Source organism: Pseudomonas vranovensis (genome assembly GCF_040438935.1).
Taxonomy (GTDB): Bacteria; Pseudomonadota; Gammaproteobacteria; order Pseudomonadales; family Pseudomonadaceae; genus Aquipseudomonas; species Aquipseudomonas vranovensis.
In genome coordinates this window covers 4,436,324-4,458,402 of sequence record NZ_CP159259.1, presented here as the reverse complement: position 1 = coordinate 4,458,402, position 22,079 = coordinate 4,436,324, and the positions used below count along the sequence as shown (strand labels likewise).

Annotated in this window: 16 protein-coding genes, 1 pseudogene and 1 riboswitch; of the genes and pseudogenes, 9 read left to right on the top strand and 8 right to left on the bottom strand. The window is 62.3% G+C overall.

Annotation, left to right across the window (positions count from 1 at the left end; all coding sequences use genetic code 11):
* The first annotated feature begins 4 nt into the window (after positions 1 to 4).
* From ABVN19_RS20680 to ABVN19_RS20670, 3 genes are read left to right on the top strand one after another with little or no spacing between them, the layout of a single operon-like run.
* Positions 5 to 5,311, top strand: a complete 5,307-nt coding sequence (locus ABVN19_RS20680; RefSeq protein WP_105642364.1) for an Hpt domain-containing protein — start codon at positions 5 to 7, stop codon at positions 5,309 to 5,311.
* Positions 5,304 to 5,771, top strand: a complete 468-nt coding sequence (locus ABVN19_RS20675; RefSeq protein ID WP_028945585.1) for a chemotaxis protein CheW — start codon at positions 5,304 to 5,306, stop codon at positions 5,769 to 5,771. Before ABVN19_RS20680 ends, ABVN19_RS20675 begins: the two co-directional genes overlap by 8 nt.
* Before the next feature lie 55 nt (positions 5,772 to 5,826).
* Positions 5,827 to 6,444 carry a hemolysin III family protein gene (locus ABVN19_RS20670; protein ID WP_028945586.1) on the top strand — a complete coding sequence of 206 codons (618 nt, stop codon included), beginning with the start codon at positions 5,827 to 5,829 and terminating at the stop codon, positions 6,442 to 6,444.
* On the opposite strand, the gene ABVN19_RS20665 is transcribed toward ABVN19_RS20670, so the two are convergent.
* Positions 6,441 to 7,160, bottom strand: a complete 720-nt coding sequence (locus tag ABVN19_RS20665; protein ID WP_028945587.1) for a 16S rRNA (uracil(1498)-N(3))-methyltransferase — start codon at positions 7,158 to 7,160, stop codon at positions 6,441 to 6,443. The genes ABVN19_RS20670 and ABVN19_RS20665 overlap by 4 nt on opposite strands.
* 63 nt (positions 7,161 to 7,223) lie before the next feature.
* Positions 7,224 to 8,630: an adenosylmethionine--8-amino-7-oxononanoate transaminase gene (locus ABVN19_RS20660; protein ID WP_105642363.1), complete on the bottom strand. Its 1,407-nt coding sequence runs from the start codon at positions 8,628 to 8,630 to the stop codon at positions 7,224 to 7,226.
* Positions 8,631 to 8,821: 191 nt separating this feature from the next.
* On the opposite strand from ABVN19_RS20660, the gene ABVN19_RS20655 reads away from it, so the two are divergent.
* The 3 genes and pseudogenes from ABVN19_RS20655 to ABVN19_RS20645 all read left to right on the top strand — a co-directional run bounded on the left by ABVN19_RS20655 (position 8,822) and on the right by ABVN19_RS20645 (position 12,006).
* On the top strand, positions 8,822 to 10,615 hold the full coding sequence (locus tag ABVN19_RS20655) for an FAD-dependent oxidoreductase (RefSeq protein ID WP_105642362.1): 1,794 nt from the start codon (positions 8,822 to 8,824) through the stop codon (positions 10,613 to 10,615).
* Positions 10,616 to 10,844: 229 nt separating this feature from the next.
* Positions 10,845 to 11,397, top strand: a pseudogene (locus ABVN19_RS20650) (cytochrome b).
* A 33-nt stretch (positions 11,398 to 11,430) separates the two neighbouring features.
* Entirely contained in the window at positions 11,431 to 12,006 is a 576-nt protein-coding gene (locus ABVN19_RS20645) for a YceI family protein (RefSeq protein WP_028945591.1), read from the top strand.
* A 67-nt stretch (positions 12,007 to 12,073) separates the two neighbouring features.
* Here the strand turns inward: ABVN19_RS20645 and ABVN19_RS20640 are convergent, their stop codons facing one another.
* From ABVN19_RS20640 to ahcY, 5 genes are all read right to left on the bottom strand, one after another.
* The gene (locus tag ABVN19_RS20640; protein ID WP_105642360.1) at positions 12,074 to 13,966 is read right to left on the bottom strand and encodes a DEAD/DEAH box helicase; all 1,893 of its coding nucleotides are present in this window, start codon (positions 13,964 to 13,966) and stop codon (positions 12,074 to 12,076) included.
* 224 nt (positions 13,967 to 14,190) lie between these two features.
* Positions 14,191 to 14,976 carry a transporter substrate-binding domain-containing protein gene (locus tag ABVN19_RS20635; protein WP_028945593.1) on the bottom strand — a complete coding sequence of 262 codons (786 nt, stop codon included), beginning with the start codon at positions 14,974 to 14,976 and terminating at the stop codon, positions 14,191 to 14,193.
* A 65-nt stretch (positions 14,977 to 15,041) separates the two neighbouring features.
* Positions 15,042 to 16,118, bottom strand: a complete 1,077-nt coding sequence (locus ABVN19_RS20630) for a hypothetical protein (protein WP_105642359.1) — start codon at positions 16,116 to 16,118, stop codon at positions 15,042 to 15,044.
* Between the two features lie 104 nt (positions 16,119 to 16,222).
* Positions 16,223 to 17,068, bottom strand: coding sequence for a methylenetetrahydrofolate reductase [NAD(P)H] (metF, locus tag ABVN19_RS20625; protein ID WP_028945595.1), 846 nt, complete (start codon positions 17,066 to 17,068; stop codon positions 16,223 to 16,225).
* 94 nt (positions 17,069 to 17,162) lie between these two features.
* Complete coding sequence (gene ahcY, locus ABVN19_RS20620) at positions 17,163 to 18,572, bottom strand: adenosylhomocysteinase (RefSeq protein WP_028945596.1); 1,410 nt, start codon at positions 18,570 to 18,572, stop codon at positions 17,163 to 17,165.
* A gap of 21 nt (positions 18,573 to 18,593) precedes the next feature.
* Positions 18,594 to 18,699: riboswitch (S-adenosyl-L-homocysteine riboswitch) on the bottom strand.
* Positions 18,700 to 18,882: 183 nt separating this feature from the next.
* Between ahcY and ABVN19_RS20615 the strand changes: the two genes are divergently transcribed.
* Positions 18,883 to 19,281: a hotdog domain-containing protein gene (locus tag ABVN19_RS20615; protein ID WP_028945598.1), complete on the top strand. Its 399-nt coding sequence runs from the start codon at positions 18,883 to 18,885 to the stop codon at positions 19,279 to 19,281.
* 46 nt (positions 19,282 to 19,327) lie between these two features.
* Here the strand turns inward: ABVN19_RS20615 and ABVN19_RS20610 are convergent, their stop codons facing one another.
* On the bottom strand, positions 19,328 to 20,563 hold the full coding sequence (locus ABVN19_RS20610) for a sodium:proton antiporter (RefSeq protein ID WP_105642358.1): 1,236 nt from the start codon (positions 20,561 to 20,563) through the stop codon (positions 19,328 to 19,330).
* Positions 20,564 to 20,785: 222 nt separating this feature from the next.
* On the opposite strand from ABVN19_RS20610, the gene ABVN19_RS20605 reads away from it, so the two are divergent.
* Positions 20,786 to 21,619 (top strand): EamA family transporter, encoded by an 834-nt coding sequence (locus tag ABVN19_RS20605; RefSeq protein ID WP_028945600.1) that lies wholly within the window; start codon positions 20,786 to 20,788, stop codon positions 21,617 to 21,619.
* A 25-nt stretch (positions 21,620 to 21,644) separates the two neighbouring features.
* Positions 21,645 to 22,031: an MAPEG family protein gene (locus ABVN19_RS20600; RefSeq protein WP_105642357.1), complete on the top strand. Its 387-nt coding sequence runs from the start codon at positions 21,645 to 21,647 to the stop codon at positions 22,029 to 22,031.
* The last annotated feature ends 48 nt before the right edge of the window (positions 22,032 to 22,079 follow it).

Below are 22,079 nucleotides of genomic sequence, written 5' to 3'. Positions count from 1 at the left end.
AGATATGGCTGAGCTGCATGACACGGTAGCCCTCGCCTGGGTCAAGGGCGCCATCGGTGACTGCCTGGCCCAGGCGCGCCTGGCACTGGAACAGTTTTCCGCCGAGGGCGGGGATGAAGACGCCCTGGCCGGATTTGTCGACAACCTGCACCAGGTGCGCGGTTGCCTGGTGATGCTGGAGCTGAGCGGCGCCGCGCTGCTGGCCGAAGAGCTGGAGCAGCTGGGGCGGGCGCTGCGGGCCAAGCGCGTTGGTCAGCGAGGCGAAGCGCTGGGTGCGCTGTTTCGCGGCCTTGAGCAATTACCGTTGTACCTCGACCGCCTGCGCAGTGCCCGGCGCGACCTGCCGCTGGTGGTACTGCCAGTGCTCAACCAGCTGCGCGCGGAGCGCGGGGTCGAGCCTCTGGGGCAGGGCAGCCTGTTGACGACAGCGCCAGCACCGGCTGAAGATCTGGCCAATCTCGACCTGTCCCTGAGTGCCTTGCGCGAGCGTTTGCACGCAGGCTCCGACCGCGACGCCATGCGTTCGGTGGTGGCGGCGTTGTGTGAGGACCTGATGCGGGTCAAGGAACGCCTGGACCTGTTTGTGCGCAGCGATCGCCAGCGCCTGGATGACCTGCAGCCGTTGCTCTCGCCGCTGCGGCAAATTGCCGACACGCTGGCGGTGCTGGGCTTCGGCCAACCACGGCGGGTCATTATCGATCAGGTGCTGGTGTTGCAGAGCCTGGCCCAGGGCCAGCGCGCGCCGGATGACGCGGTGCTGATGGATGTCGCCGGAGCGTTGCTGTATGTCGAGGCGACGCTGGCCGGCATGGTGGGGCCCCTGGAGCATCACCCCAGCCAGACCTCGCTGCCGGGCACCGACCTGGCCGAGATTCGTCAGTTGGTGCTAGAGGAAGCCAACGCGGTGCTGCAGCAGGTCAAGGACCAGATCGGTGACTCGCTGGAGGCCGGCTGGCAGCCCCATCGGATGCAACCCTTGCCCGGTTTGCTGCAGCAGGTACGTGGCGCCCTGGCCATGCTGATGTTGCCGCGACCAGCGGCCTTGATGGGGCGTTGTGGCGACTATGCCCAGGCCAATTTGCTTGGCACCGCTGCACCGGACACCACAGCCCTGGCGCACCTGGCCGACGCCCTGAGTGCCTGTGAGTGTTACCTGCAGTGGCTGATTGCCGACCCGCAGGCCAACCCCTGGTATTTTCTCGAGGCTGCCCAGGCAAGCCTCGCTGCGTTGGGTTATGCGCCTGAGCCGATGCCGGCGGTGGAAGCCCACGTGCCGGCTATTGAGGAGCCGGCAGTCGATGAAGAACTGCGCGAGGTGTTCCTGGAGGAGGCCGAAGAGCTGTTGCCGCAACTCAATGCGCAATGGGCGCGCTGGCAGGCCAATCCGGCCGAGCGCGATGCGCTGGTAGAACTGCGCCGCGGACTTCACACCCTCAAGGGCAGTGGCCGCATGGTGCGGGCTCAGGGGTTGGCCGAGCTGGCCTGGGCGGCCGAGCATTTTCTCAACCGGGTGCTGGAAGGTCGCGTGGAAATTGGTGCCGCGCCCCTGGCTGGCTTGCAACAGGTACTGGATCTGATCCCCGGACTGCTGGCGGCCTTTGCCAAGGGCCAGTCGCAAGCTGCAAAAGACATCGAGCAACTGGCATTGCGCCTGCATGCACTGGCGATGAATGACGCGCCCCATGAGGCGGCTGGCAACGAGTCGATTGACCCTCAGTTGCTGGAGATCTTCCGCAGCGAGGCCCAGGGGCATCTGGCGAGCCTCGACAGCTTTCTCGAACTGGCCGAACAGCATTTGCCGCAGCCGGTCAGCGATACATTGCAGCGCGCCCTGCATACCCTCAAGGGCAGTGCCGCCATGGCCGGTGTCGCGTCCATCGCCGAACTGGCCGGGGCCCTCGATCTGCTGGCGCGGGAGTTCAAGGCCCACCAACTGGCTTTCGACCTTGAGGAAATCTACCTGCTGGAAAGCGCCGAGCCGCTGTTGAAACGCGGACTTGAGCAACTGACCAGCGCACCGCTGGCTCCAATAGTCGGCGCATCGACCCTGATCGAAGAAATCCACCAGTTGGTCGAGGCGCGCTTGCAGGCGCTGCTGGAGGCTCCGAGCCATGGCGTGCGGATCAAGCGCGACCCACAGTTGATCGCCAGCTTCCTGGCCCAGGGCATGGATATCCTGCTGGATGCCGAGTCGCTGTTGCTGCGCTGGCAGGAACACCCGGGTGAGCGCCAGGAACTCACCGCGCTGCTCGATGAGTTGACCACCCTGGGCCAGAGTGCTCACCTGGCCAACCTGTGGCAGGTGGATGACCTGTGCGAGGCGCTGCTGGACCTGTACGGTGCGGTCGAGGAAAGTAGCCTGGCTGTCAGCGGGCACTTCTTCGAGGAGGCGCAGCATGCCCATGAGGCGCTGATCGACATGCTCGACCAGATCGCCGCAGGCCAGGAGGTAGACCCGCGGCCGGAACGTCTGAAGGCCCTGCGTGAGCTGCTTGACGAGGCATTGGCACCCGATGCCACGGGTTTGATCAGCACCCGCAATGGCCAGGCAAACATCGCCGAACTGGGTGCCGCCACGGCAGCCCTGGACGCGGAACCTGCCATGGTCGAGCTGTTTCTCGAAGAAGCCTGCGATGTGCTTGAAAGCGCTGACCAGGCGTTGGCCCGTTGTTTGGCCGAGCCCGACAATGTGTCGGCCCTGTCGTCGCTGCAGCGCGATCTGCAAACCCTCAAGGTCGGGGCGCAGATGGCCGCCATAGGCGGGGTTGAAGTACTGGCCCGGGAGCTGGAGCTGCTCTACGAGGGGCTGGTCGATCGCCGTTTCAGTCTGACCCCTGAGTTGGGCGATCTGCTCAGGCGCAGCCACGCCCAGCTGGCCCAGGTACTTGCCGCGCTGCAGCAAGGGCAGGCGCCTGCAGCCGCCGTCGAGTTGCTGGCGGCGCTGCGTGAGTTTCGCCATGAGGCGCCACCGGCCGTGGTGGCGGACAAACCTGCCGACCCGGTGCAGGAGGCGGGCGACAAGGAGTTGCTGGAGATCTTCCTCGAAGAGAGTTTCGATATCGTCGAAAGCTCGGGTGCAGCTTTGCTGCGCTGGCAGGCCGAGCCACGCAATGGCGTCGAGGTGGAGAATCTGTTGCGCGACCTGCATACCCTCAAGGGCGGTGCGCGCATGGTCGAGATTGCGCCGATAGGCGACTTGGCCCATGAACTGGAGTTTCTTTACGAACTGCTGGCCGCCGGGCAGTTGCAGCCCAGTGCAGCGCTGTTCAGCCTGTTGCAGAACTGCCATGACCGCCTGGCGCATATGCTCGATGCCGTACGCCTGCTTCAGCCGCTGCATGCCGCCACGGCACTGATCGACTACATTCGCAACTTCAGCAGCGCCGCCCTGGCCGATACCGCAGCCCAGCATTCCAACCCGGATGCAGCACCGGTGGAATTGCCGGTGGCTGCACCTGAGCGTGGGCCGGTGGACATGGTCAAGGTGGCATCGGAGCTGCTCGATGACCTGGGTAACCTGGCCGGTGAGCATTCGATCATTCGCGGGCGTATCGAACAGCAGGTCAATGATGCCCAGGTAGCGTTGAACGAAATGGAAACCACCCTGGAGCGCATGCGCGATCAATTGCGCCGCCTGGATACCGAAACCCAGGGGCGGATTCTCAGTCGCCAGCAAGCTGATGGCGACAACCAGGCCTACGACGACTTCGATCCGCTGGAAATGGACCGTCACTCGCAGTTGCAGCAACTGTCCAGGGCGCTGTTCGAATCGGCGTCCGACCTGCTCGATCTCAAGGAAACCCTGACGGTACGGGCTCAGGATGCCCACAGCCTGTTGCAACAACAGGCGCGGGTGAACAGCGAGCTGCAGGAAGGCCTGATGCGCACGCGCATGGTGCCGTTCGAGCGCCTGGTGCCACGCTTGCAGCGGGTCGTGCGGCAGGTGGCCAGCGAGCTGGGCAAACAAGTCGAGCTGGTGGTGGGCAATGCCGAGGGCGAGATGGACCGCAGCGTGCTGGAGCGCATGGTGGCGCCGCTTGAACATATGCTGCGCAATGCCGTCGACCATGGCCTGGAGGCCCGCGATGTGCGTCTGGCGGCGGGTAAACCGGAGCAGGGGCTGATTTCGCTGAACTTGCTGCATGAAGGCGCCGACATCGTCATCGAAATGACCGACGACGGTGCGGGCGTGCCGCTGGAGGCGGTACGGCGCAAGGCGATCAAGCGCGGCTTGCTCGACCCAGTGGCGGTGCTCAGTGATCACGAGATCATGCAGTTCATTCTGCAACCGGGCTTCTCCACGGCGGAGAAGATCACCCAGATATCCGGACGCGGCCTGGGCATGGACGTGGTGCATGAAGAGGTCAAGCATCTGGGCGGCTCGATGGTGATCGAGTCCAATCCGGGCAAGGGGGCACGCTTTTTGATTCGTCTGCCATTCACCGTCTCGGTCAACCGGGCGTTGATGGTGCAGTTTGGCGACGAGCAATATGCCGTACCGCTCAACACCATCGAAGGCATCGTCAGGGTGCCGCCTGCGGAGCTGGAGGCCTGTTACCAGCTCGAGTCGCCCCATTACGAATATGCCGGGCATCGCTACGCGCTTCATTATCTGGGTGAGCTGCTGCAAGGGGCGGTGCAACCGCGCCTGCTTGGCCAGAGCCTGCCACTGCCGGTGCTGCTGGTGCATTCCCAAGAGCAGCAGTTCGCCATCCAGGTCGACAGCCTGGCCGCCAGTCGCGAAATTGTGGTCAAAAGCCTGGGGCCGCAGTTTGCCGGTGTCCAGGGCTTGTCCGGGGCGACTTTGCTGGGTGATGGCCGGGTGGTGCTGATTCTGGACTTGCTGGGACAGTTGCGCGGTCTGCAGCAGCGACAGTTCCAGCAAGCGGGCAGCAATGCCAGCCTTCGCCGCCAGCAGATCGAGCGGGCGCCGAAGCGGCCGTTGCTGGTGATGGTGGTCGATGACTCGGTGACGGTACGCAAGGTCACGGGGCGCCTGCTGGAGCGCCACGGCATGAACGTGCTGACGGCCAAGGACGGTGTCGATGCCATGGCGCTGCTGCAGGAGCACCGTCCCGACATTCTCCTGCTGGACATCGAGATGCCGCGTATGGACGGCTTCGAGGTCGCCACCCAGATACGCCATGACCCGGAGCTCCAGGACCTGCCGATCATCATGATCACGTCGCGGACCGGGCAGAAGCACCGCGACCGGGCCATGTCCATCGGCGTCAACGACTACCTGGGCAAGCCTTATCAAGAATCGGTGCTGCTGCAGAGCATCGCCCTGTGGAGTCGCCGCCATGCTTGAACAATCGGTACGTAACGGCCGCCGCACGAGCTTGACTGGGCTGCTGTTGGCCCTCGGCGATCGCTGCCTGGTGTTGCCCAACGTCGCGGTGGCCGAATTGATCGGTTACCAGGTTGGCACCCCAGCCGAGCAACAACCGGCGTGGATGCTCGGCTGGATCGACTGGCGCAACCAGCGCTTGCCGTTGCTCAGTTTCGAGGCCGCGTGCGGGGGCTCGGTGAAGGTCGGCGAGCGGGCACGGATTGTGGTGCTCAATGCCTTGGGCAGCAGCCGCCAGCGTTTTATCGCCTTGCTGGTGCAGGGTATTCCGCGTTCCTGCAAGCTCGACAGCCAACTCAACTATGTCGATGTGCCGCTGGCGCCACTGGAGCTGGCGGCGGTGCAGGTCGGCGATCAGGTCGCCAAAGTGCCGGACCTTCCAGCACTGGAACGCTTGCTGGAGGACGCAGGGCTGGTTTGAAACATTTGCCTGTGTAGGATGGGAAGTCAGTCCGTTGTCTGGAGGACCCTGTTGCATGTATCACGGTGAACGTTTCAACGCCTGGACGCATTTGGTCGGCGCGGTGCTGGCCTGTATCGGCGCCATCTGGTTGCTGGTGGTGGCAAGCCTCCAGGGCGACCCCTGGAAGATTGTCAGCCTGGCGATCTATGGCTTCACGCTGCTGCTGCTCTACAGCATCTCTACGGTCTATCACAGCGTGCGCGGCCGAGCCAAAGTGGTGATGCGCAAGCTTGACCACCTATCGATTTATTTGTTGATTGCCGGTAGTTACACACCGTTCTGCCTGGTCAGCCTGCGCGGCCCCTGGGGCTGGAGCCTGTTCGGCGTGGTCTGGGGGCTGGCGCTGATCGGCATGTTGCAGGAGATCAAGCCGCGCTCCGAAGCCCGGGTGCTGTCGATCATCATCTATGCAGTGATGGGCTGGATCGTGCTGGTGGCGGTCAAGCCGCTGCTTGCGAGCCTGGGGGCAGCGGGTTTTGCCTGGCTGGCCGCCGGTGGCGCGTTCTACACCATCGGCATCATTTTTTTCGCCTATGACAGCCGCTTTCGCCACTGGCACGGCATCTGGCACCTGTTTGTCATTGCCGGCAGCCTGCTGCACTTCATCGCCGTATTCTTCTACGTGCTCTAGAAGTCGCCCCACAACTGCTGAGCGACAGCCAGGGCCACCACCGGTGCGGTTTCGGTGCGCAGCACCCGTGGGCCAAGGCGGGCGGCCTGAAAACCTGCGGCCTTGGCCTGGTCCACTTCGGCGTCGCTCAGGCCGCCTTCGGGGCCGATCAAGAATGCCAGGCTGTCGGGCTTCTGGTGGCTGACCAGCGGCTCGGCCACTGGGTGCAGCACCAGCTTGAGCTGTTCATCGCACGCCTTGAGCCAGTCGGCCAGCAGCACGGGCGGGTTGATCTGCGGCACGCTGGAACGGCCGCACTGCTCGCAGGCGCTGATGGCCACCTGGCGCCAGTGGGCCAAGCGCTTGTCGGCACGCTCGTCCTTGAGGCGCACTTCACAGCGCTCGCTGACGATCGGGGTAATGACGTTGGCACCCAGCTCGGTGGCTTTCTGGATAGCCCAGTCCATGCGCTCGCCCCGGGAAAGGCCCTGGCCCAGGTGAACCTTGAGGCTGGAGTCGGGCTGGCCGGCAACCGCTTGGTCGAGGCTCACGCGCACGGTTTTCTTGCCGACTTCCAGCAACTGGCCCAGGTATTCCTGGCCACTGCCGTCGAACAGCTGCACGGCAGCGCCGCTGGCCATGCGCAGTACACGGCCAATGTAGTGGGCCTGGGCTTCTGGCAGGTCGTGCTCGCCGAGGCTCAGGGGGGCATCAATGAAGAAGCGGGACAGTCTCATCTGCACACTCTGAATGAATAGGGGCTGTGTAGGCGTCATCGCCGGCGAGGCCGGCGCAGTTGACTAGCCCGGGTCGCGGAAGTCGGGGTGGAAATCGGCCGGTACCGCCACGCTGACACTGCTGCGGGTGGCGATGTCGATGCCTTCGCTGGCCACCTCGGCGAGGAAGTCGATCTGCTCGGGTGTGATCACGTAAGGCGGCAGGAAGTACACCACGCTACCCAGTGGGCGCAGCAGGGCGCCGCGGGTCAGGGCGTGCTCGAAGACCTTGAGGCCGCGACGCTCTTGCCAGGGGTAAGCCGTCTTGCTGGCCTTGTCCTGGACCATCTCGATGGCCAGGGCCATACCGGTCTGGCGCACTTCGGCGACATGGGGGTGATCGACCAGGTGCGCGGTGGCCGTGGCCATGCGGGCCGACAAGGCCTTGTTCTGCTCGATGACGTTGTCTTGCTCGAAGATATCCAGGGTCGCCAAGGCAGCGGCGCAGGCCAGCGGGTTGCCGGTATAGCTGTGCGAATGGAGGAAGGCGCGCAGGGTCGGGTAGTCGTCGTAGAACGCGCTGTATACCTCGTTGGTGGTCAGGCAGGCAGCCAGCGGCAGGTAGCCGCCGGTCAGGGCCTTGGACAGGCAGAGGAAGTCGGGACGGATGCCGGCCTGCTCACACGCGAACATCGTGCCGGTGCGGCCGAATCCCACGGCGATTTCGTCATGGATCAAGTGGACGCCGTAGCGATCACAGGCCTGGCGCAGCAGCTTGAGGTACACCGGATGGTACATGCGCATGCCGCCGGCGCCCTGGATCAGCGGTTCTACGATCACTGCGGCGACCGTGGCATGGTGCTCGGCCAGGGTCTGCTCCATGACGGCGAACATGTTGCGCGAGTGTTCTTCCCAGCTCATGCCTTCCGGGCGCAGGTAGCAATCCGGGCTTGGCACCTTGAGGGTATCGAGCAGCAAGGCCTTGTAGGTTTCGGTGAACAGCGGTACATCGCCGACCGACATCGCGGCGATGGTTTCGCCGTGGTAGCTGTTGCTCAGGGTGACGAAGCGCTTTTTCTCCGGCTGGCCTTTGTTCAGCCAGTAGTGAAAGCTCATTTTCAGCGCGACTTCAATGCACGATGAGCCATTATCGGCGTAGAAGCACCGGTCCAGGCCGTCGGGCGTCAACTTGACCAGGCGCTCGGACAGCTCGATCACCGGCTGGTGGCTGAAGCCTGCGAGGATCACGTGTTCCAGCTGATCGACCTGATCCTTGATGCGTTGGTTGATGCGCGGGTTGGCATGGCCGAACACGTTGACCCACCAGGAGCTGACAGCGTCCAGGTAGCGCTTGCCTTCAAAATCTTCCAGCCACACGCCTTCGCCGCGCTTGATCGGGATCAGGGGCAGGTGTTCGTGGTCTTTCATCTGGGTGCAGGGATGCCACAGGACCTTCAGGTCACGTTCCATCCACTGTTGGTTGAGGCCCATTTCGATTCTCCTGGCGACGACGGCGCGAACATGCGCCGCAAGCCTATGCAAAGCGTCGAGCGAGAACAACCCGTGGCATGCAATCAGGCTGTTGGCGTTGCTGGCGGGGACCCTTGGCCTGGCGTATCCTTCAGCTACTCTTTCCAGGGGGATTCCCCCCCACATTCTGCTTTGATCCGGAGTTCGCCAAAATGTCTGCTGGTTGGCTGCGCGCGTGTGCGCTGGTAATGATAGGACTGTTCAGTGGCGCCGCGCTGGCCAAGGACAAAACCCCGACGGCCATTGTCGTCGGCGGTGGGCTGGCCGGCCTTACGGCGGCCTATGAACTGCAGGGCAAAGGCTGGCAAGTCACCTTGCTTGAAGCCAAGTCGGGCATGGGCGGGCGCTCGGGCCTGGCCACCAGCGAGTGGATCGGCAACAGCAAGGCCCAGCCGATCCTCAACCAGTACTTGGACAGCTTCAAGATCACCACGCTGCCGGCGCCGGAATTCGTGCGTATACCGGGCTACCTGATCGACGGCGAGTATTACACCGCCACTGACCTGGCGACCAAGCAGCCGGCCACGGCCGAAGCGCTCAAACGCTACGAAAAGACCTTGGATGACCTGGCGCGCTCGATCGACGACCCGCAGAACCCGGCAGCCAACAGCACGCTGTTCGCCCTCGACCAACTGAACGTGTCGACCTGGCTGGACAAGCTGCAGTTGCCGACCACCGCTCGCCAACTGATCAACCAGCAGATCCGCACCCGCTACGACGAGCCATCGCGCTTGTCACTGCTCTATTTCGCCCAGCAGACCCGCGTCTACCGTGGCGTCGGCGACCGTGACCTGCGTGCTGCACGCCTGCCGGGTGGCAGCCCGGTGCTTGCCCAGGCTTTCGTCAAGCAGCTCAAGACCATCAAGACCAGCTCGCCGGTCAGCGCCATTATCCAGGACAAGGACGGCGTCACCGTCAAGGTCGGCAGCGTCGGTTACCAGGCCGACTATGTCGTGTTGGCGGTACCGCTGCGTGCCCTGGCGAAAATCCAGATGACCCCGGGCCTGGACAGTCAACACCTGGCGGCGCTCAAGGGCACCAACTACGGCTGGCGCGACCAACTGCTGCTCAAGTTCAAGACCCCGGTCTGGGAGCCCCGTGCCCGTATGTCTGGCGAGATCTTCAGCAACGCCGGTCTCGGCATGCTCTGGATCGAGCCTGCGCTCAAGGGCGGCGCCAACGTTGTGATCAACCTGTCGGGTGACAACGCCCGCTTGCTGCAAGCCTTTGGTGACAAGCAGATGGTCGATCAGGTGCTGATCCGCCTGCATGCGTTTTATCCACAGGCCCGTGGTTCCTTCACTGGCTACGAAGTACGCCGCTACAGCACCGACGCTGGCATGGGCGGTGCTTATCTGGCTTACGGCCCAGGTCAGATCAGCAAGTACTGGCGCCTGTGGGAGCGCCCGGTGCAGCGTGTAACCTTCGCCGGTGAACACACCGACGCCCTATATCCAGGCACCCTGGAAGGCGCCCTGCGCAGTGGCCAGCGCGCTGCCAGCCAGGTCCAGGACCTGGCGGCAGGCAAGTCCTTCGACCCAGTCAAGGCGGCAACCGTTGCCGGTGCTGCTGGCGCTGCAGCTGCAGCGAGCAAGGGCAATTTCTTCACCAATATGTTCGGTGGTTCGTCCGACAAACCGGCCAAGTCGACCGAGCCTGCCAAGCAGGAAGAGGCCAAGCCAGGGTTGTTCAAGCGTATGTTCGGGGGTGACGAGAAGCCGGTTGAAAAGCCTGCTGCCAAGCCGGTCGAACCTGCTGCCGCACCCGCTGTGGCACCGGCCGCGCCAGTCGCCCCGGTGGCCAAGCAGGAGCCGGTCAAGGCGGCGCCTGCCAAGGCTGTGCCGGTAAAAAAACCGGTAGCGAAGGCTGAGCAAAGCAAAAAGACGGCTGCCAAGCCGGCACCGGTCAAGAAGCCAGTGGCCAATACCCAGGCCAAGGCGCAATAAGCGACAGTCTTTATCGCGGGGCAAGCCCGCTCCTACAGGTTTTGTGTGCACTGGTAGGAGCGGGCTTGCCCCGCGAACTCTTCATACCTTCCCCCACAGTTAATGTTTCCTTAATAGCGTTGTTACAGAGTACTCATCGTTTTTCTCGATATTTCAAAGCAAAATTTTCCGCTTTAATTCGATATTTAACGCGTTAGTCTGTGCACAGTTCTTACAGGGAAACACGGCAATGCAACTGCGAAATTCGCCTTCTCGTTACGGCTTTGTCAGCATCTTCATGCACTGGGGTGTCGCACTGGCAGTCTTTGGACTGTTCGGACTGGGCCTGTGGATGATGGGGCTGGACTACTACAGCCCATGGCGCAAAGACGCCCCCGACCTGCACAAGAGCATTGGTCTTGTGCTGCTGGCAGTGATGCTGCTTCGCGTGCTGTGGCGTTTCGTCAGCCCGCCGCCGCCAGCCTTGCCCAATCACGGCAAATTGACCCGTTTCGCCTCCAAGGCCGGGCATGGTCTGCTGTACCTCGGTTTGTTCGCCGTGATGATCGCCGGCTGACATGATCTCGACTGCCGATGGCGTGGGTATCCCGGTCTTCGGCCTGTTCGAAGTGCCTGCAGTGGTCAGTAACTTGCCTGACCAGGCTGATGTTGCTGGCGAGATTCACTTTTACCTGGCCTGGGGCCTGGTGATTTTTGCCGGCCTGCATGGCCTGGCAGCCCTGAAACATCACTTTATCGACCGTGACGCGACCCTCAAGCGCATGCTGGGCCGCAAAGCTTGATGTTCAACCTCAACTCCAAAAGGATATAGACGCATGTTGAAAAAGACTTTTGCCGCTCTGGCGCTCGGTACCGCACTGCTCTCGGCTGGCCAGGCCATGGCGGCAGACTACAAGATCGACAAGGAAGGCCAGCATGCCTTCGTTGACTGGAAAATCAGCCACCTGGGCTACAGCTTCATCCACGGTACCTTCCGCGACTTCGACGGTACCTTCAGCTGGGATTCGGCCAAGCCTGCCGACAGCAAGATCGCTGTCGACCTGAAAACCGCCAGCCTGTGGTCCAACCACGCCGAGCGTGACAAGCACATCGCCAGTGCTGACTTCCTCGACGTGAAGAAGTACCCAGAAGCCAAGTTCGTTTCCACCAGCGTCAAGCCGACCGGCGACAAGACTGCTGACGTGACCGGCGACCTGACCATGCATGGCGTGACCAAGCCTGTGACCTTCAAGGCTGTGTTCAACGGCGAAGGCAAGGATCCATGGGGCGGTGAGCGCGCAGGCTTCAACGCCAAGACCACGCTCAATCTGAACGATTTCGGCATCAAGGGCCCGGGCGCGACTTCGCAGACTTTGGACCTGGATATCTCGATCGAAGGCGTTAAGAAGTAATACCGCTCTACGCTGAAACAAGAACGCCGCCCCTAGGGGCGGCGTTCTTGTTTCTGCTTTTGCTGGATCAGCGATTGCGTGTCAGCAAAGCAGGTTTCTCGCCACGTGGGCGGCTTGGCAATTGCTCAAGCTGCTCGGCAGTCGGGAAACGGTCGACCTTCGACTCTTTGTGCATGATTTTCGGTTGCGGCTGGCCTTCACGCGGATTGCGTACGGCCGGCTCGCCCGAGGAGCTGTCACTGGTCGGACGACGATTGCGACCGCCGCCACCGTCACGGCGCTGCTGGCCGCCGGTGCCGTTACGTGCGCCACCGCGTTTTTCGCCGTTGGCCGAGCCGCCCGTACCGGCGCCGCTGCGTGGGCCACTGTTGCGGCCGGTGCCGCCACCGTTGCTGCGTGGTTGACCTGTGCCGGCACCGGCCTGGGCAGGTGCCCCCGGACGACGGTTGCGACCCTGGCCGCCCTTGTTCTGGTAAGGGCTGACGTAGTCGGCGCGATTTCCGAAATTGTCCACTTCGTCATCCAGGAACTCTTCTGGATCACGGTTGGCCGGTACTTGCGGTACACCCGGTTGTGCGGACTGGGACTGGCGTGGCTTCTTGTCGCGCGGTTTGCGGTCCTGGCGGCCACCGGCAGATTTCTCCGCGGTTTTTTCCTTGTCCTTTTCGCGGCCTTTTTCCTTGCCTTGATCCTTGCCCTTGTCCTTGCGACCACCGTTGTTGGCATTGCTGCCATCGGCGCGCTGGCCACGGCCGCCGCGCGGATTGTTCTGCGGACGCTCGCGCACTTCAGGTTTTTCGGCTTCAACCTTGGAGGCATCGAAGCCCATCAGGTCACCGTCCTGGATCTTCTGGCGGGTGACGCGCTCGATGCTCTTGAGCAGCTTTTCTTCGTCCGGGGCGACCAGCGAGATCGCCTCGCCGGAGCGACCGGCACGGCCAGTACGGCCGATGCGGTGGACGTAGTCTTCTTCGACGTTGGGCAGTTCGAAGTTGACCACATGCGGCAGCTGGTCGATGTCCAGGCCACGGGCGGCGATGTCAGTGGCGACCATGATGCGCACGGTGCCGGCCTTGAAGTCGGCCAAGGCCTTGGTGCGTGCGTTCTGGCTCTTGTTGCCGTGGATGGCAGCGGCGGTCAGGCCGTGTTTTTCCAGGTACTCGGCCAGGCGGTTGGCGCCGTGCTTGGTGCGGGTGAACACCAGCACCTGTTCCCAGGCACCCATGGTGATCAAGTGGGCCAGCAAGGCGCGCTTGTGGCTGGCCGGCAGGCGGTACACACGCTGTTCGATGCGCTCGACCGTAGTGTTCGGTGGCGTGACTTCGATGCGCTCAGGGTTATGCAGCAGCTTGTCGGCAAGGTCAGTGATGTCTTTGGAGAAGGTCGCCGAGAACAGCAGGTTCTGGCGCTTGGCCGGCAACCGTGCGAGGACTTTCTTCACATCGTGGATAAAGCCCATGTCGAGCATGCGGTCGGCTTCGTCCAGGACCAGGATTTCGACGTGGGACAAGTCGACGCTACCCTGGCCGGCGAGGTCCAGCAGGCGGCCTGGGCAGGCGACCAGTACGTCGACACCGCGGGACATGGCCTGAACCTGTGGGTTCATGCCGACGCCGCCGAAGATGCAGGCACTGACGAAGTTCAGGTCGCGGGCATAGACTTTGAAGCTGTCATGTACCTGGGCGGCCAGTTCACGCGTGGGCGTCAGTACCAGAACACGTGGCTGGCGCGGGCCATGACGCTGGGATTTGTCTGGGTGACCACCTGGGAACAGGCGTTCGAGAATCGGCAAGGCGAAACCACCGGTTTTACCAGTACCTGTCTGGGCGGCGACCATCAGGTCGCGACCTTGCAACACGGCGGGAATGGCCCGCTGTTGCACCGGAGTGGGCTGGGTATAGCCCGCTGCCTCGATGGCGCGGACTAGAGCCTCGGAGAGACCGAGGGAAGCAAAGGACATGAGTAATCCTGTTCTTAGTGGGGGCTAAGCCCGATGGGATAATCTTGCCTGGCGCGACGGGCATCGGGTGATGCTATCGCGTCCGGTCCAGCAGGGTCTTCAATGCGCATCCGGAGTGTGGCGGGCGGGCTCTTGGCCGCGCTGTCCTGCCGGTCGGGATGCCTTTTGCAAGACCGAGCGTCCGGGCGTAAGCCTGGCGGGAAGGCCCGAGTATAACAGAGCAATCAGGGCGTGCTGTGTTCCTGCTGCTCAACGGCCGTCCGAAAGCCGTCTCCGGCACCGGCATAACGGGCGTTCAGGGCAGCATAGGCGGGTTCACGCTTGAAGCGGCGCAACTCGGCGGCGAAGCGCTGAACCAGTAGATCCATGCCGACATTGCGGCGCACGGCCAGGTACTGGCTCTGACGGCTGACCACCAGTGGCAGCTCGCTGATCTCCTGCTTCAGCCCCATATTGTTGATCATATAGCGCCCGACACGCCGGTCGGTGATCAGCAGATCGATGCGGCCACGCTGCAGTTTGCCGAAGTTGGCTTCATGGGTGGGGGCAGGTTCGCGGGTGAACAGCGGCGATTCGCTGAATGCCGAGGCGTAGGTGTAGCCGGGAGAGGTGCCCACCGTCAGACCGCGCAGGTCTTCAAGACTTTTGATCGCGTGGGGACGGGCGTTGGCGTAGAACAGTACGAATTCGACGTCCGACAGCGGTTCACTGGGGTAATACAGCTGACTGTCGCGCTGTTCAGTCTGGAATATATCCAGAACACCATCAGCCAGGCCTTGCTCGACCATGGCCAGACAGCGCTTCCAGGGCAGGAACTGCCACTCCACTTCCACGCCAAGGCGCTTGAAGACCTCGGCGGTGACCTCGTAGTCGATGCCTTTGGCCTGACCATTCTCCAGGTACACATAGGGTGCCCAGGGTTCGGTGACGATACGCAGTTTCTCGCCATGGGCCAGGGCACTCAGGCAAGTGAGGAGCAATGCAGTCAGGAGGCGGGCGAAATCGGGCATGGCTGGAGATTACGACGTGTACACGGCTATGGCTAGTAGACGTGAGCAATGCTCCAGCCCAGGCGTCAGTGATGTGATCGCCTTAACAGGGATTCGCGGACCGTGCCGTGCTTTTGACCCAGGCTCAGGCGCATGCCGGGGTGTTCCAGCCACTGCCGAAGTTTTTTCTGGCACAGGGGGTGGCGGGCACTGGCGTTTTCCAGGGCTTTGTCCCACCAGGCGGGTGCGCAGGCACGGTCGAATTCATTGGGGTAGTCGTAGCAGCCGTACATCAGCTCACGCAGGAACTGGCGCTGCTCGGCGGGCAAGGTCAGGCTCAGCGCCTTGTAGCCCAGGCGTTGCAGGGCAGGGGGCTTGGGTAGTTGAGCGTTGACCCGTGCCACGTCCTCAAGGGCCTGGCAACTTAGCGGGGCATGCTGGTGCTTGGCCAGCCAGGCCTGGACCTTGGCCCGGAACAATTGCTTGCGGCTCCAGTAGTGGTGGATCAGGTCGGTACACTGGTTGACGTGCATCCGGCGATAGGCCGCAACCGACAGGCAGAACTCCTCCAGGGTGTAGGCCCCGTTGGCATGGGGGTAGTACGTGTCCATCAGGGCGATGGACTGATCAAGCAGGCTGGCGTCCTCCTGCATCAGGCCGATCACGCCGGAGTTGAGCAACGGCAGGTTGCGGTCGGCCAGCCCGCGTGCTTCAAGCATCGGCGCGACGCTTTGAAACAACGGGCATTGGGGGTCGTCGCCGTAATTGGCGCCAATGGCGTTGCACAGCAGGGTGCCTGGCTGAATGCGGCGAAACAGCTCCATGGGCGACTGATGAAAGAAAGTGTCGGTGTCGATCAGCACGGCTTTGGGGTAGCTGGCCAGCACCTGGCGCAGGACCACATGCTTGCTTCGAAAGTGATAGCCGTAGGGTTGGTTCCAGGCCTCGCGGGTTGTGTCATCCAGGGTGTGGACGGTTACCGGCAGGTGCTGGTAAGGCTCGGGGCGGTCACTGTAGACCTGGATGTCCAGGGCTTCATCAGGCGTTTTTCGCAAGTTGGCCAGGGCGCTGACGATACTGAACTGTGCTTCTTGATGATAGGTGTGCGGCCCGAAGACCAGGTAGACGAGTTGCGGGCGGGCTGAGGCGTGGCCGTGGGTCATGAATGCGCGTAAATCCGTAGGGCAAGAATGCGGAAAAGGCCTTAGCGTAAGCCAAGACCTTTTCAGCAATCTGCAGCAATTGTTACCAACGGTTTACGGAGCGATCAGCGGGGCAACTTGAGGTTGTTCCAGATCGCCAGGCTAGGCTCGGCCTGGTTCAGCGTATAGAAGTGAAGGCCCGGTGCGCCGCCTTGCAGCAGTTGTTCGCACATGCGGGTGATCACCTCTTCACCGAAGGCCTGGATGCTCTTGACGTCATCGCCGTAGGCTTCCAGTTGCTTGCGGATCCAGCGTGGAATTTCGGCGCCGCAGGCGTCGGAAAAACGTGCCAGCTTGCTGTAGTTGGTGATTGGCATGATCCCTGGTACCACAGGAATATTCACGCCCAGTTGCTGCACGCGTTCGACGAAGTAGAAGTAGCTGTCGGCGTTGAAGAAGTACTGGGTGATGGCACTGTTGGCGCCGGCATTGGCCTTGCGCACGAAGTTGTTCAGGTCATCTTCGAAGTTGCGCGCCTGGGGGTGCATCTCGGGGTAGGCAGCGACTTCGATATGGAAGTGGTCACCACTTTCCTGGCGGATGAACTCGACCAGCTCGTTGGCGTACCGCAGTTCGCCACTGGCCATGCCCATGCCCGAAGGCAGGTCGCCGCGCAGGGCGACGATGCGCTGGATGCCGGCAGCCTTGTACTGGGTCAGTAGGCCGCGCAGGTCGTCCTTGCTGTCACCGACACACGACAGGTGTGGTGCGGCCGGTACTTTCACTTCGCTTTCCAGCTGCAGCACGGTGTTGAGGGTGCGGTCGCGGGTCGAGCCACCGGCACCGTAGGTGCAGGAGAAGAAATCGGGGTTGTAGCTGGCCAACTGGCGGGCAGTGGCGAGCAGCTTTTCATGGCCAGCATCGGTCTTGGTCGGGAAGAACTCGAAGCTGTAACGACGCTCTTGGGACATGGTGGAATCCTGGTAAACCGATCAAGCAGGCCAGCGTCAGCTGGCATACAGAAAAAAGCCGGTGACGCTTTGCAGCGACACCGGCCTTGGCCCATCAGTAGCGGTAGGCGTGTGGCTTGAACGGCCCTTCAACAGTGACGCCGATGTACTCGGCCTGTTGAGGGGTCAGTTGGGTCACTACGCCGCCGAAGCCGCGGACCATTTCCAGGGCCACTTCTTCGTCGAGTTTCTTCGGCAGTACTTCAACGGTCAGGCGCTCGGCTTTCTGAGCGGCTGGCAGGTCGGCGTACTTCTGGCCGAACAGGAAGATCTGTGCCAGCACCTGGTTGGCGAACGAGCCATCCATGATGCGGCTTGGGTGGCCAGTGGCATTGCCCAGGTTCACCAGGCGACCTTCGGCCAGCAGGATCAGGTAGTCGTCGTTCTGTGGGTCGAAGCTGCCAGCGCCGGTACGGTGGATCTTGTGTACCTGTGGCTTGACCTCTTCCCAGGCCCAGTTCTTGCGCATGAAAGCGGTGTCGATTTCATTGTCGAAGTGGCCGATGTTGCACACGACGGCGCGCTTTTTCAGGGCCTTGAGCATGTTGGCGTCGCAGACGTTGACGTTACCGGTGGTGGTGACGATCAGGTCGATCTTGCCCAGCAAGGCCTTGTCGATGCTCGCTTCGGTGCCGGTGTTGATACCGTCGATGAACGGCGAAACCAGCTCGAAACCGTCCATGCAGGCCTGCATGGCGCAGATCGGATCGACTTCGGTCACCTTGACGATCATGCCTTCCTGGCGCAGCGACTGGGCCGAGCCCTTGCCGACGTCGCCGTAGCCGATGACCAGGGCTTGCTTGCCCGACAGCAGGTGATCGGTACCGCGCTTGATCGCATCGTTCAGGCTATGACGGCAGCCGTACTTGTTGTCGTTCTTGCTCTTGGTGACCGAGTCGTTGACGTTGATGGCCGGGATTTTCAGCTCGCCCTTGGCCAGCATGTCCAGCAGGCGGTGAACGCCGGTGGTGGTTTCTTCGGTAACGCCGTGGACGCGGTCGAGGACGGCCGGGTACTTCTTGTGCAGCAGCTCGGTGAGGTCGCCGCCGTCGTCCAGGATCATGTTGGCATCCCATGGCTGGCCATCCTTGAGGATGGTCTGCTCAAGGCACCACTCGTACTCTTCTTCGGTCTCGCCTTTCCAGGCGAATACCGGAATGCCGGCAGCGGCGATGGAGGCAGCGGCCTGGTCCTGAGTGGAGAAAATGTTGCAGGACGACCAGCGCACTTCGGCACCCAGGGCAACCAGGGTTTCGATCAGCACGGCGGTCTGAATGGTCATGTGGATGCAGCCGAGGATCTTGGCACCCTTGAGCGGTTGCTCTTGCAGGTACTTGCGGCGCAGGCCCATCAGTGCCGGCATTTCCGATTCAGCGATGATGGTTTCGCGACGGCCCCAGGCAGCCAGGGAGATGTCGGCGACTTTGAAATCGGTAAAACCTGCAGGCGTGATTACAGCGCTCATTGAGAGCCTCCATTCGTAGTGTGCGAATGGGCGCCGTTGTGCGTTTAGTGTCGCCAGGCAAGGCCTGGCCAGACAACGCCCCATCCGAGCCTGACAGGTTGAACCTGCTGCAGCGCCCCTCGGACAGGTGGCGGGAACGGTATCAAGTGCAGATGACCGTTTTTCAAGCGAGGGCGATTATAGCCGTGCCAACGCAACTGCCCAAGGTTTTCTGTCGATTAATCGAGACCATAGTCGATGTTAAATGGAGGCATGTGGCCGGCTCTGCCATCATTACCTCCAACGATTGGCAAGACGGTCAGGAGTAGATATGAATTTTCACACCCGCAAGTGGGTCAAGCCCGAAGACCTCAACCCCAACGGTACCCTGTTCGGCGGCAGCCTGCTGCGCTGGATCGACGAAGAGGCGGCGATCTACGCGATCGTGCAGCTGGGCAACCAGCGAGTGGTGACCAAGTACATCTCGGAAATCAACTTCGTCAGCGCCTCGCGCCAGGGCGACATTATCGAGTTGGGCATTACGGCCACCGAGTTCGGCCGCACCTCCATCACCCTCCAGTGCGAAGTGCGCAACAAGATCACCCGCAAGAGCATCCTGACGGTTGATCGCATGGTCTTCGTCAACCTGGGTGAGGATGGTCTGCCGGCGGCCCATGGGCGGACCGAGATCAAGTACATCAAGGACCAGTTCGATACGACGGTGGAATGAGAACAGCATCGCGGGGCAAGTCTGGACTTGCCCCGCGAAAAGCCCCTCAAGGCCGCTCGGTCACCCCACGCACCACCCGGCCGATCGTCAGCCCCTGCAACAGGATCGACGACAGCACCACGATGTAGGTGATGCTCAACAGCAGGTCACGCTCGGTACCGCTGGGCAGCGACAGCGCCAGCGCCACCGAAACCCCGCCTCGCAATCCACCCCAGGTCAGTACTCGCACGGTGCCGCGCGGCACATTGCGCCAGCGGCGCAGCATGACAATGGCCGGGGCCACGGTCAGCAGGCGGGACAGCAGGATCGCCACGGCCAATACACCAGCGGCCGCCAGGTGCATCCAGGAGAACGGCAGCAGCAACAGCTCCAGGCCGATCAAGGCGAACAGCAGGGCGTTGAGCATATCGTCGATCAGTTCCCAGAAACCGTCCAGGTAACGACGGGTCATTTCGTTCATCGCCAGGTTGCGTCCCAGGTTGCCGATGATCAGGCCTGCCACCACCATCGCGATGGGCGCCGACACATGCAGCTCGTAGGCCATGGCCGAACCGCCGATGACCAGGGCCAGGGTCAGCATGACCTCGACCTGGTACTGCTCGATGCCCTTGATCATGCGGTAGGTGATATAGCCGATCAGGCCGCCGAACAGCGCACCGCCAATGGCTTCGCGGACGAACAGGATGGCGGTTTCGCTGACCGTCGGCGTCTCGCCCAGTTGGGCAATGCCCAGCAGCACGGTAAACACCACCACCGCCGTACCGTCATTGAACAGCGACTCGCCAACAATCGTGGTTTTCAACGGTTTGGAGGCGTTTGCGGTACGCAAGGCACCGAGCACCGCAATGGGATCGGTGGGTGAGATCAAGGCGCCGAACAGCAGGCAGTAGAGCAGGCTGATGTGCCAACCGAACAGGGCGAAGATCCAGTGGGCGAGGTAGCCGATGACCACGGTGGCGATCAGTACGCCTACGGTGGCCAGCAGCCCGATCGGCCAACGGTAGCTGCGCAGGTCGGCGAGGTTGACGTGCAGGGCGCCGGCAAACAGCAGGAACGACAGCATCCAGTGCATCAGCAGGTCGTTGAAATCGATCTGGCTCATCAGGCCTTGCACCCGCTCTTCCAGCCCCGGGTAGCCGATGACACTCAAGCCTTGGAGCAGCAGGGAAAACAGCAGGGCAGTGACCATGACGCCAATGGTGGGCGGCAGGCCGATAAAGCGGTAATTCAGGTAGGTGAGGAGGGTGGTCAAGCAAATAAACGCAGCAACGAGCTCAAGCATTCGGGGTCCTGTAGTGGCTTTCAATTCGGCACCCGAGTCCATCGGGCAGTGCTTGGATGGCTTGCCGTTGGCTTGGGGACACAGTTTTTGACTGCATGCGTTGACCGCGATCGCTGGGTTTCGTTTCCCTGGCAAGCAATTGTGCGCGACGCCAGGCGGGGTGAAATGCTTAGATAGCGCCTGGCCATTGATGACCCGACCTGCACTGCCAAGGACCTACGCGTGTTAGCCACTTCACTGGTACTGGTTGCTGCCTTGCTGCATGCAACCTGGAACACCCTGATCAAATTCAGCGGCGAGCGTTTGCTGGTGATCGCCAGCATGGATGTCGTGGCGCTGGTGTTCGCTGTGGCGATGGTCGCCTTCGTGCAGGTTCCACCGGCTGAGGTCTGGCCGTGGCTGTTGGCTTCGGCGTTGTTCGAGCAACTTTATCGATTTCTGTTGATCCAGGCCTATCGGGTCGGTGACCTGGGGCTGGTCTATCCCCTGATGCGTGGCCTGTCGCCGCTGGTGGTGCTGGGGCTGACGTTGACCTTTGCCGGCGAGACGCTGAGCAACCAGCAGATCCTCGGCATCCTGCTGATCCCCTGTGGTATGGCCTGCCTGCTCTGGCAGGGCGGTGGAGGTGATCGCCTGCCTTGGTCGATGCTGCCGGTCGTGGCCCTGATCGGGCTGTGCATCGGGTGCTACACCTGGTTCGACGGCCAGGCGATTCGCCTCTGGTCGCAGCCGCTGGACTATCTTGTGTGGTTGACGCTGCTCAGTGCCTGGCCCTTCCCGTTGCTGGCCGGTGTCGCCCGGCGTGCGCCCTTTGTACTGTTTTGGCGGTTGCAGTGGCGGCTGGGGCTGGCAGTGGGAATCTGCGTGCTGCTCAGCTATGCGTTGGTGCTCTGGGCCATGCAGTTGGGTTCGGTAGCCGAGGCGGCGGCGTTGCGCGAGGTCAGTGTGATTCTGGTGGTGCTGTTCGGAATGCGCTACCTCAAAGAACCTTTTGGCGGTCCCAGGCTCTTAGCCTGTGCCCTGGTGCTGATCGGCATGCTGATCATGAAACTCTGATGTTCCAACCGACAAGGACTTAGCCATGACCGTTGCTTTCTGGTGTGTATTGATTGCGTTGTTTCTGCCGATCCTGTGTACCAGCATCGCCAAGCTCAGCAGCGGGCGCTTCAACCTGCGCCACAACCACGACCCGCGGGCTTTCCAGGAGACGCTCGAAAGTTTGCCGCGTCGGGCCCATGCGGCGCAGTTGAACAGCTTCGAAGCGTTCCCGGCCTTTGCCGCTGCGGTGATCATCGCCGACATCGTCGGCAATGCCGAGCAAGTGACCCAGGACGTGCTGGCGGTGGTGTACATCACCAGCCGCCTGCTCTACATCATCTGCTACCTGGCTGACTGGGCAGCGTTGCGTTCGCTGGTGTGGTTTGCCGGGGTGGCGTTGATCGTGTCGTTCTTTGTCGTGTCAGTGTGAATGCAATCGCGGGGCAGGTCCGCTCAGTGGCAGCGGGCCTGCCCCGCA

Coding starts and splice junctions, on each gene's coding strand:
- ABVN19_RS20600 (WP_105642357.1), top strand. CDS start 21,645: ATGACCGTTGCTTTCTGGTGTGTATTGATTGCGTTGTTTCTGCCGATC.
- ABVN19_RS20655 (WP_105642362.1), top strand. CDS start 8,822: ATGTCTGCTGGTTGGCTGCGCGCGTGTGCGCTGGTAATGATAGGACTG.
- ABVN19_RS20635 (WP_028945593.1), bottom strand. CDS start 14,976: ATGCCCGATTTCGCCCGCCTCCTGACTGCATTGCTCCTCACTTGCCTG.
- ABVN19_RS20645 (WP_028945591.1), top strand. CDS start 11,431: ATGTTGAAAAAGACTTTTGCCGCTCTGGCGCTCGGTACCGCACTGCTC.
- metF (WP_028945595.1), bottom strand. CDS start 17,068: ATGTCCCAAGAGCGTCGTTACAGCTTCGAGTTCTTCCCGACCAAGACC.
- ABVN19_RS20665 (WP_028945587.1), bottom strand. CDS start 7,160: ATGAGACTGTCCCGCTTCTTCATTGATGCCCCCCTGAGCCTCGGCGAG.
- ABVN19_RS20640 (WP_105642360.1), bottom strand. CDS start 13,966: ATGTCCTTTGCTTCCCTCGGTCTCTCCGAGGCTCTAGTCCGCGCCATC.
- ahcY (WP_028945596.1), bottom strand. CDS start 18,572: ATGAGCGCTGTAATCACGCCTGCAGGTTTTACCGATTTCAAAGTCGCC.
- ABVN19_RS20630 (WP_105642359.1), bottom strand. CDS start 16,118: ATGACCCACGGCCACGCCTCAGCCCGCCCGCAACTCGTCTACCTGGTC.
- ABVN19_RS20670 (WP_028945586.1), top strand. CDS start 5,827: ATGTATCACGGTGAACGTTTCAACGCCTGGACGCATTTGGTCGGCGCG.
- ABVN19_RS20660 (WP_105642363.1), bottom strand. CDS start 8,630: ATGGGCCTCAACCAACAGTGGATGGAACGTGACCTGAAGGTCCTGTGG.
- ABVN19_RS20610 (WP_105642358.1), bottom strand. CDS start 20,563: ATGCTTGAGCTCGTTGCTGCGTTTATTTGCTTGACCACCCTCCTCACC.
- ABVN19_RS20680 (WP_105642364.1), top strand. CDS start 5: ATGGCTGAGCTGCATGACACGGTAGCCCTCGCCTGGGTCAAGGGCGCC.
- ABVN19_RS20675 (WP_028945585.1), top strand. CDS start 5,304: ATGCTTGAACAATCGGTACGTAACGGCCGCCGCACGAGCTTGACTGGG.
- ABVN19_RS20615 (WP_028945598.1), top strand. CDS start 18,883: ATGAATTTTCACACCCGCAAGTGGGTCAAGCCCGAAGACCTCAACCCC.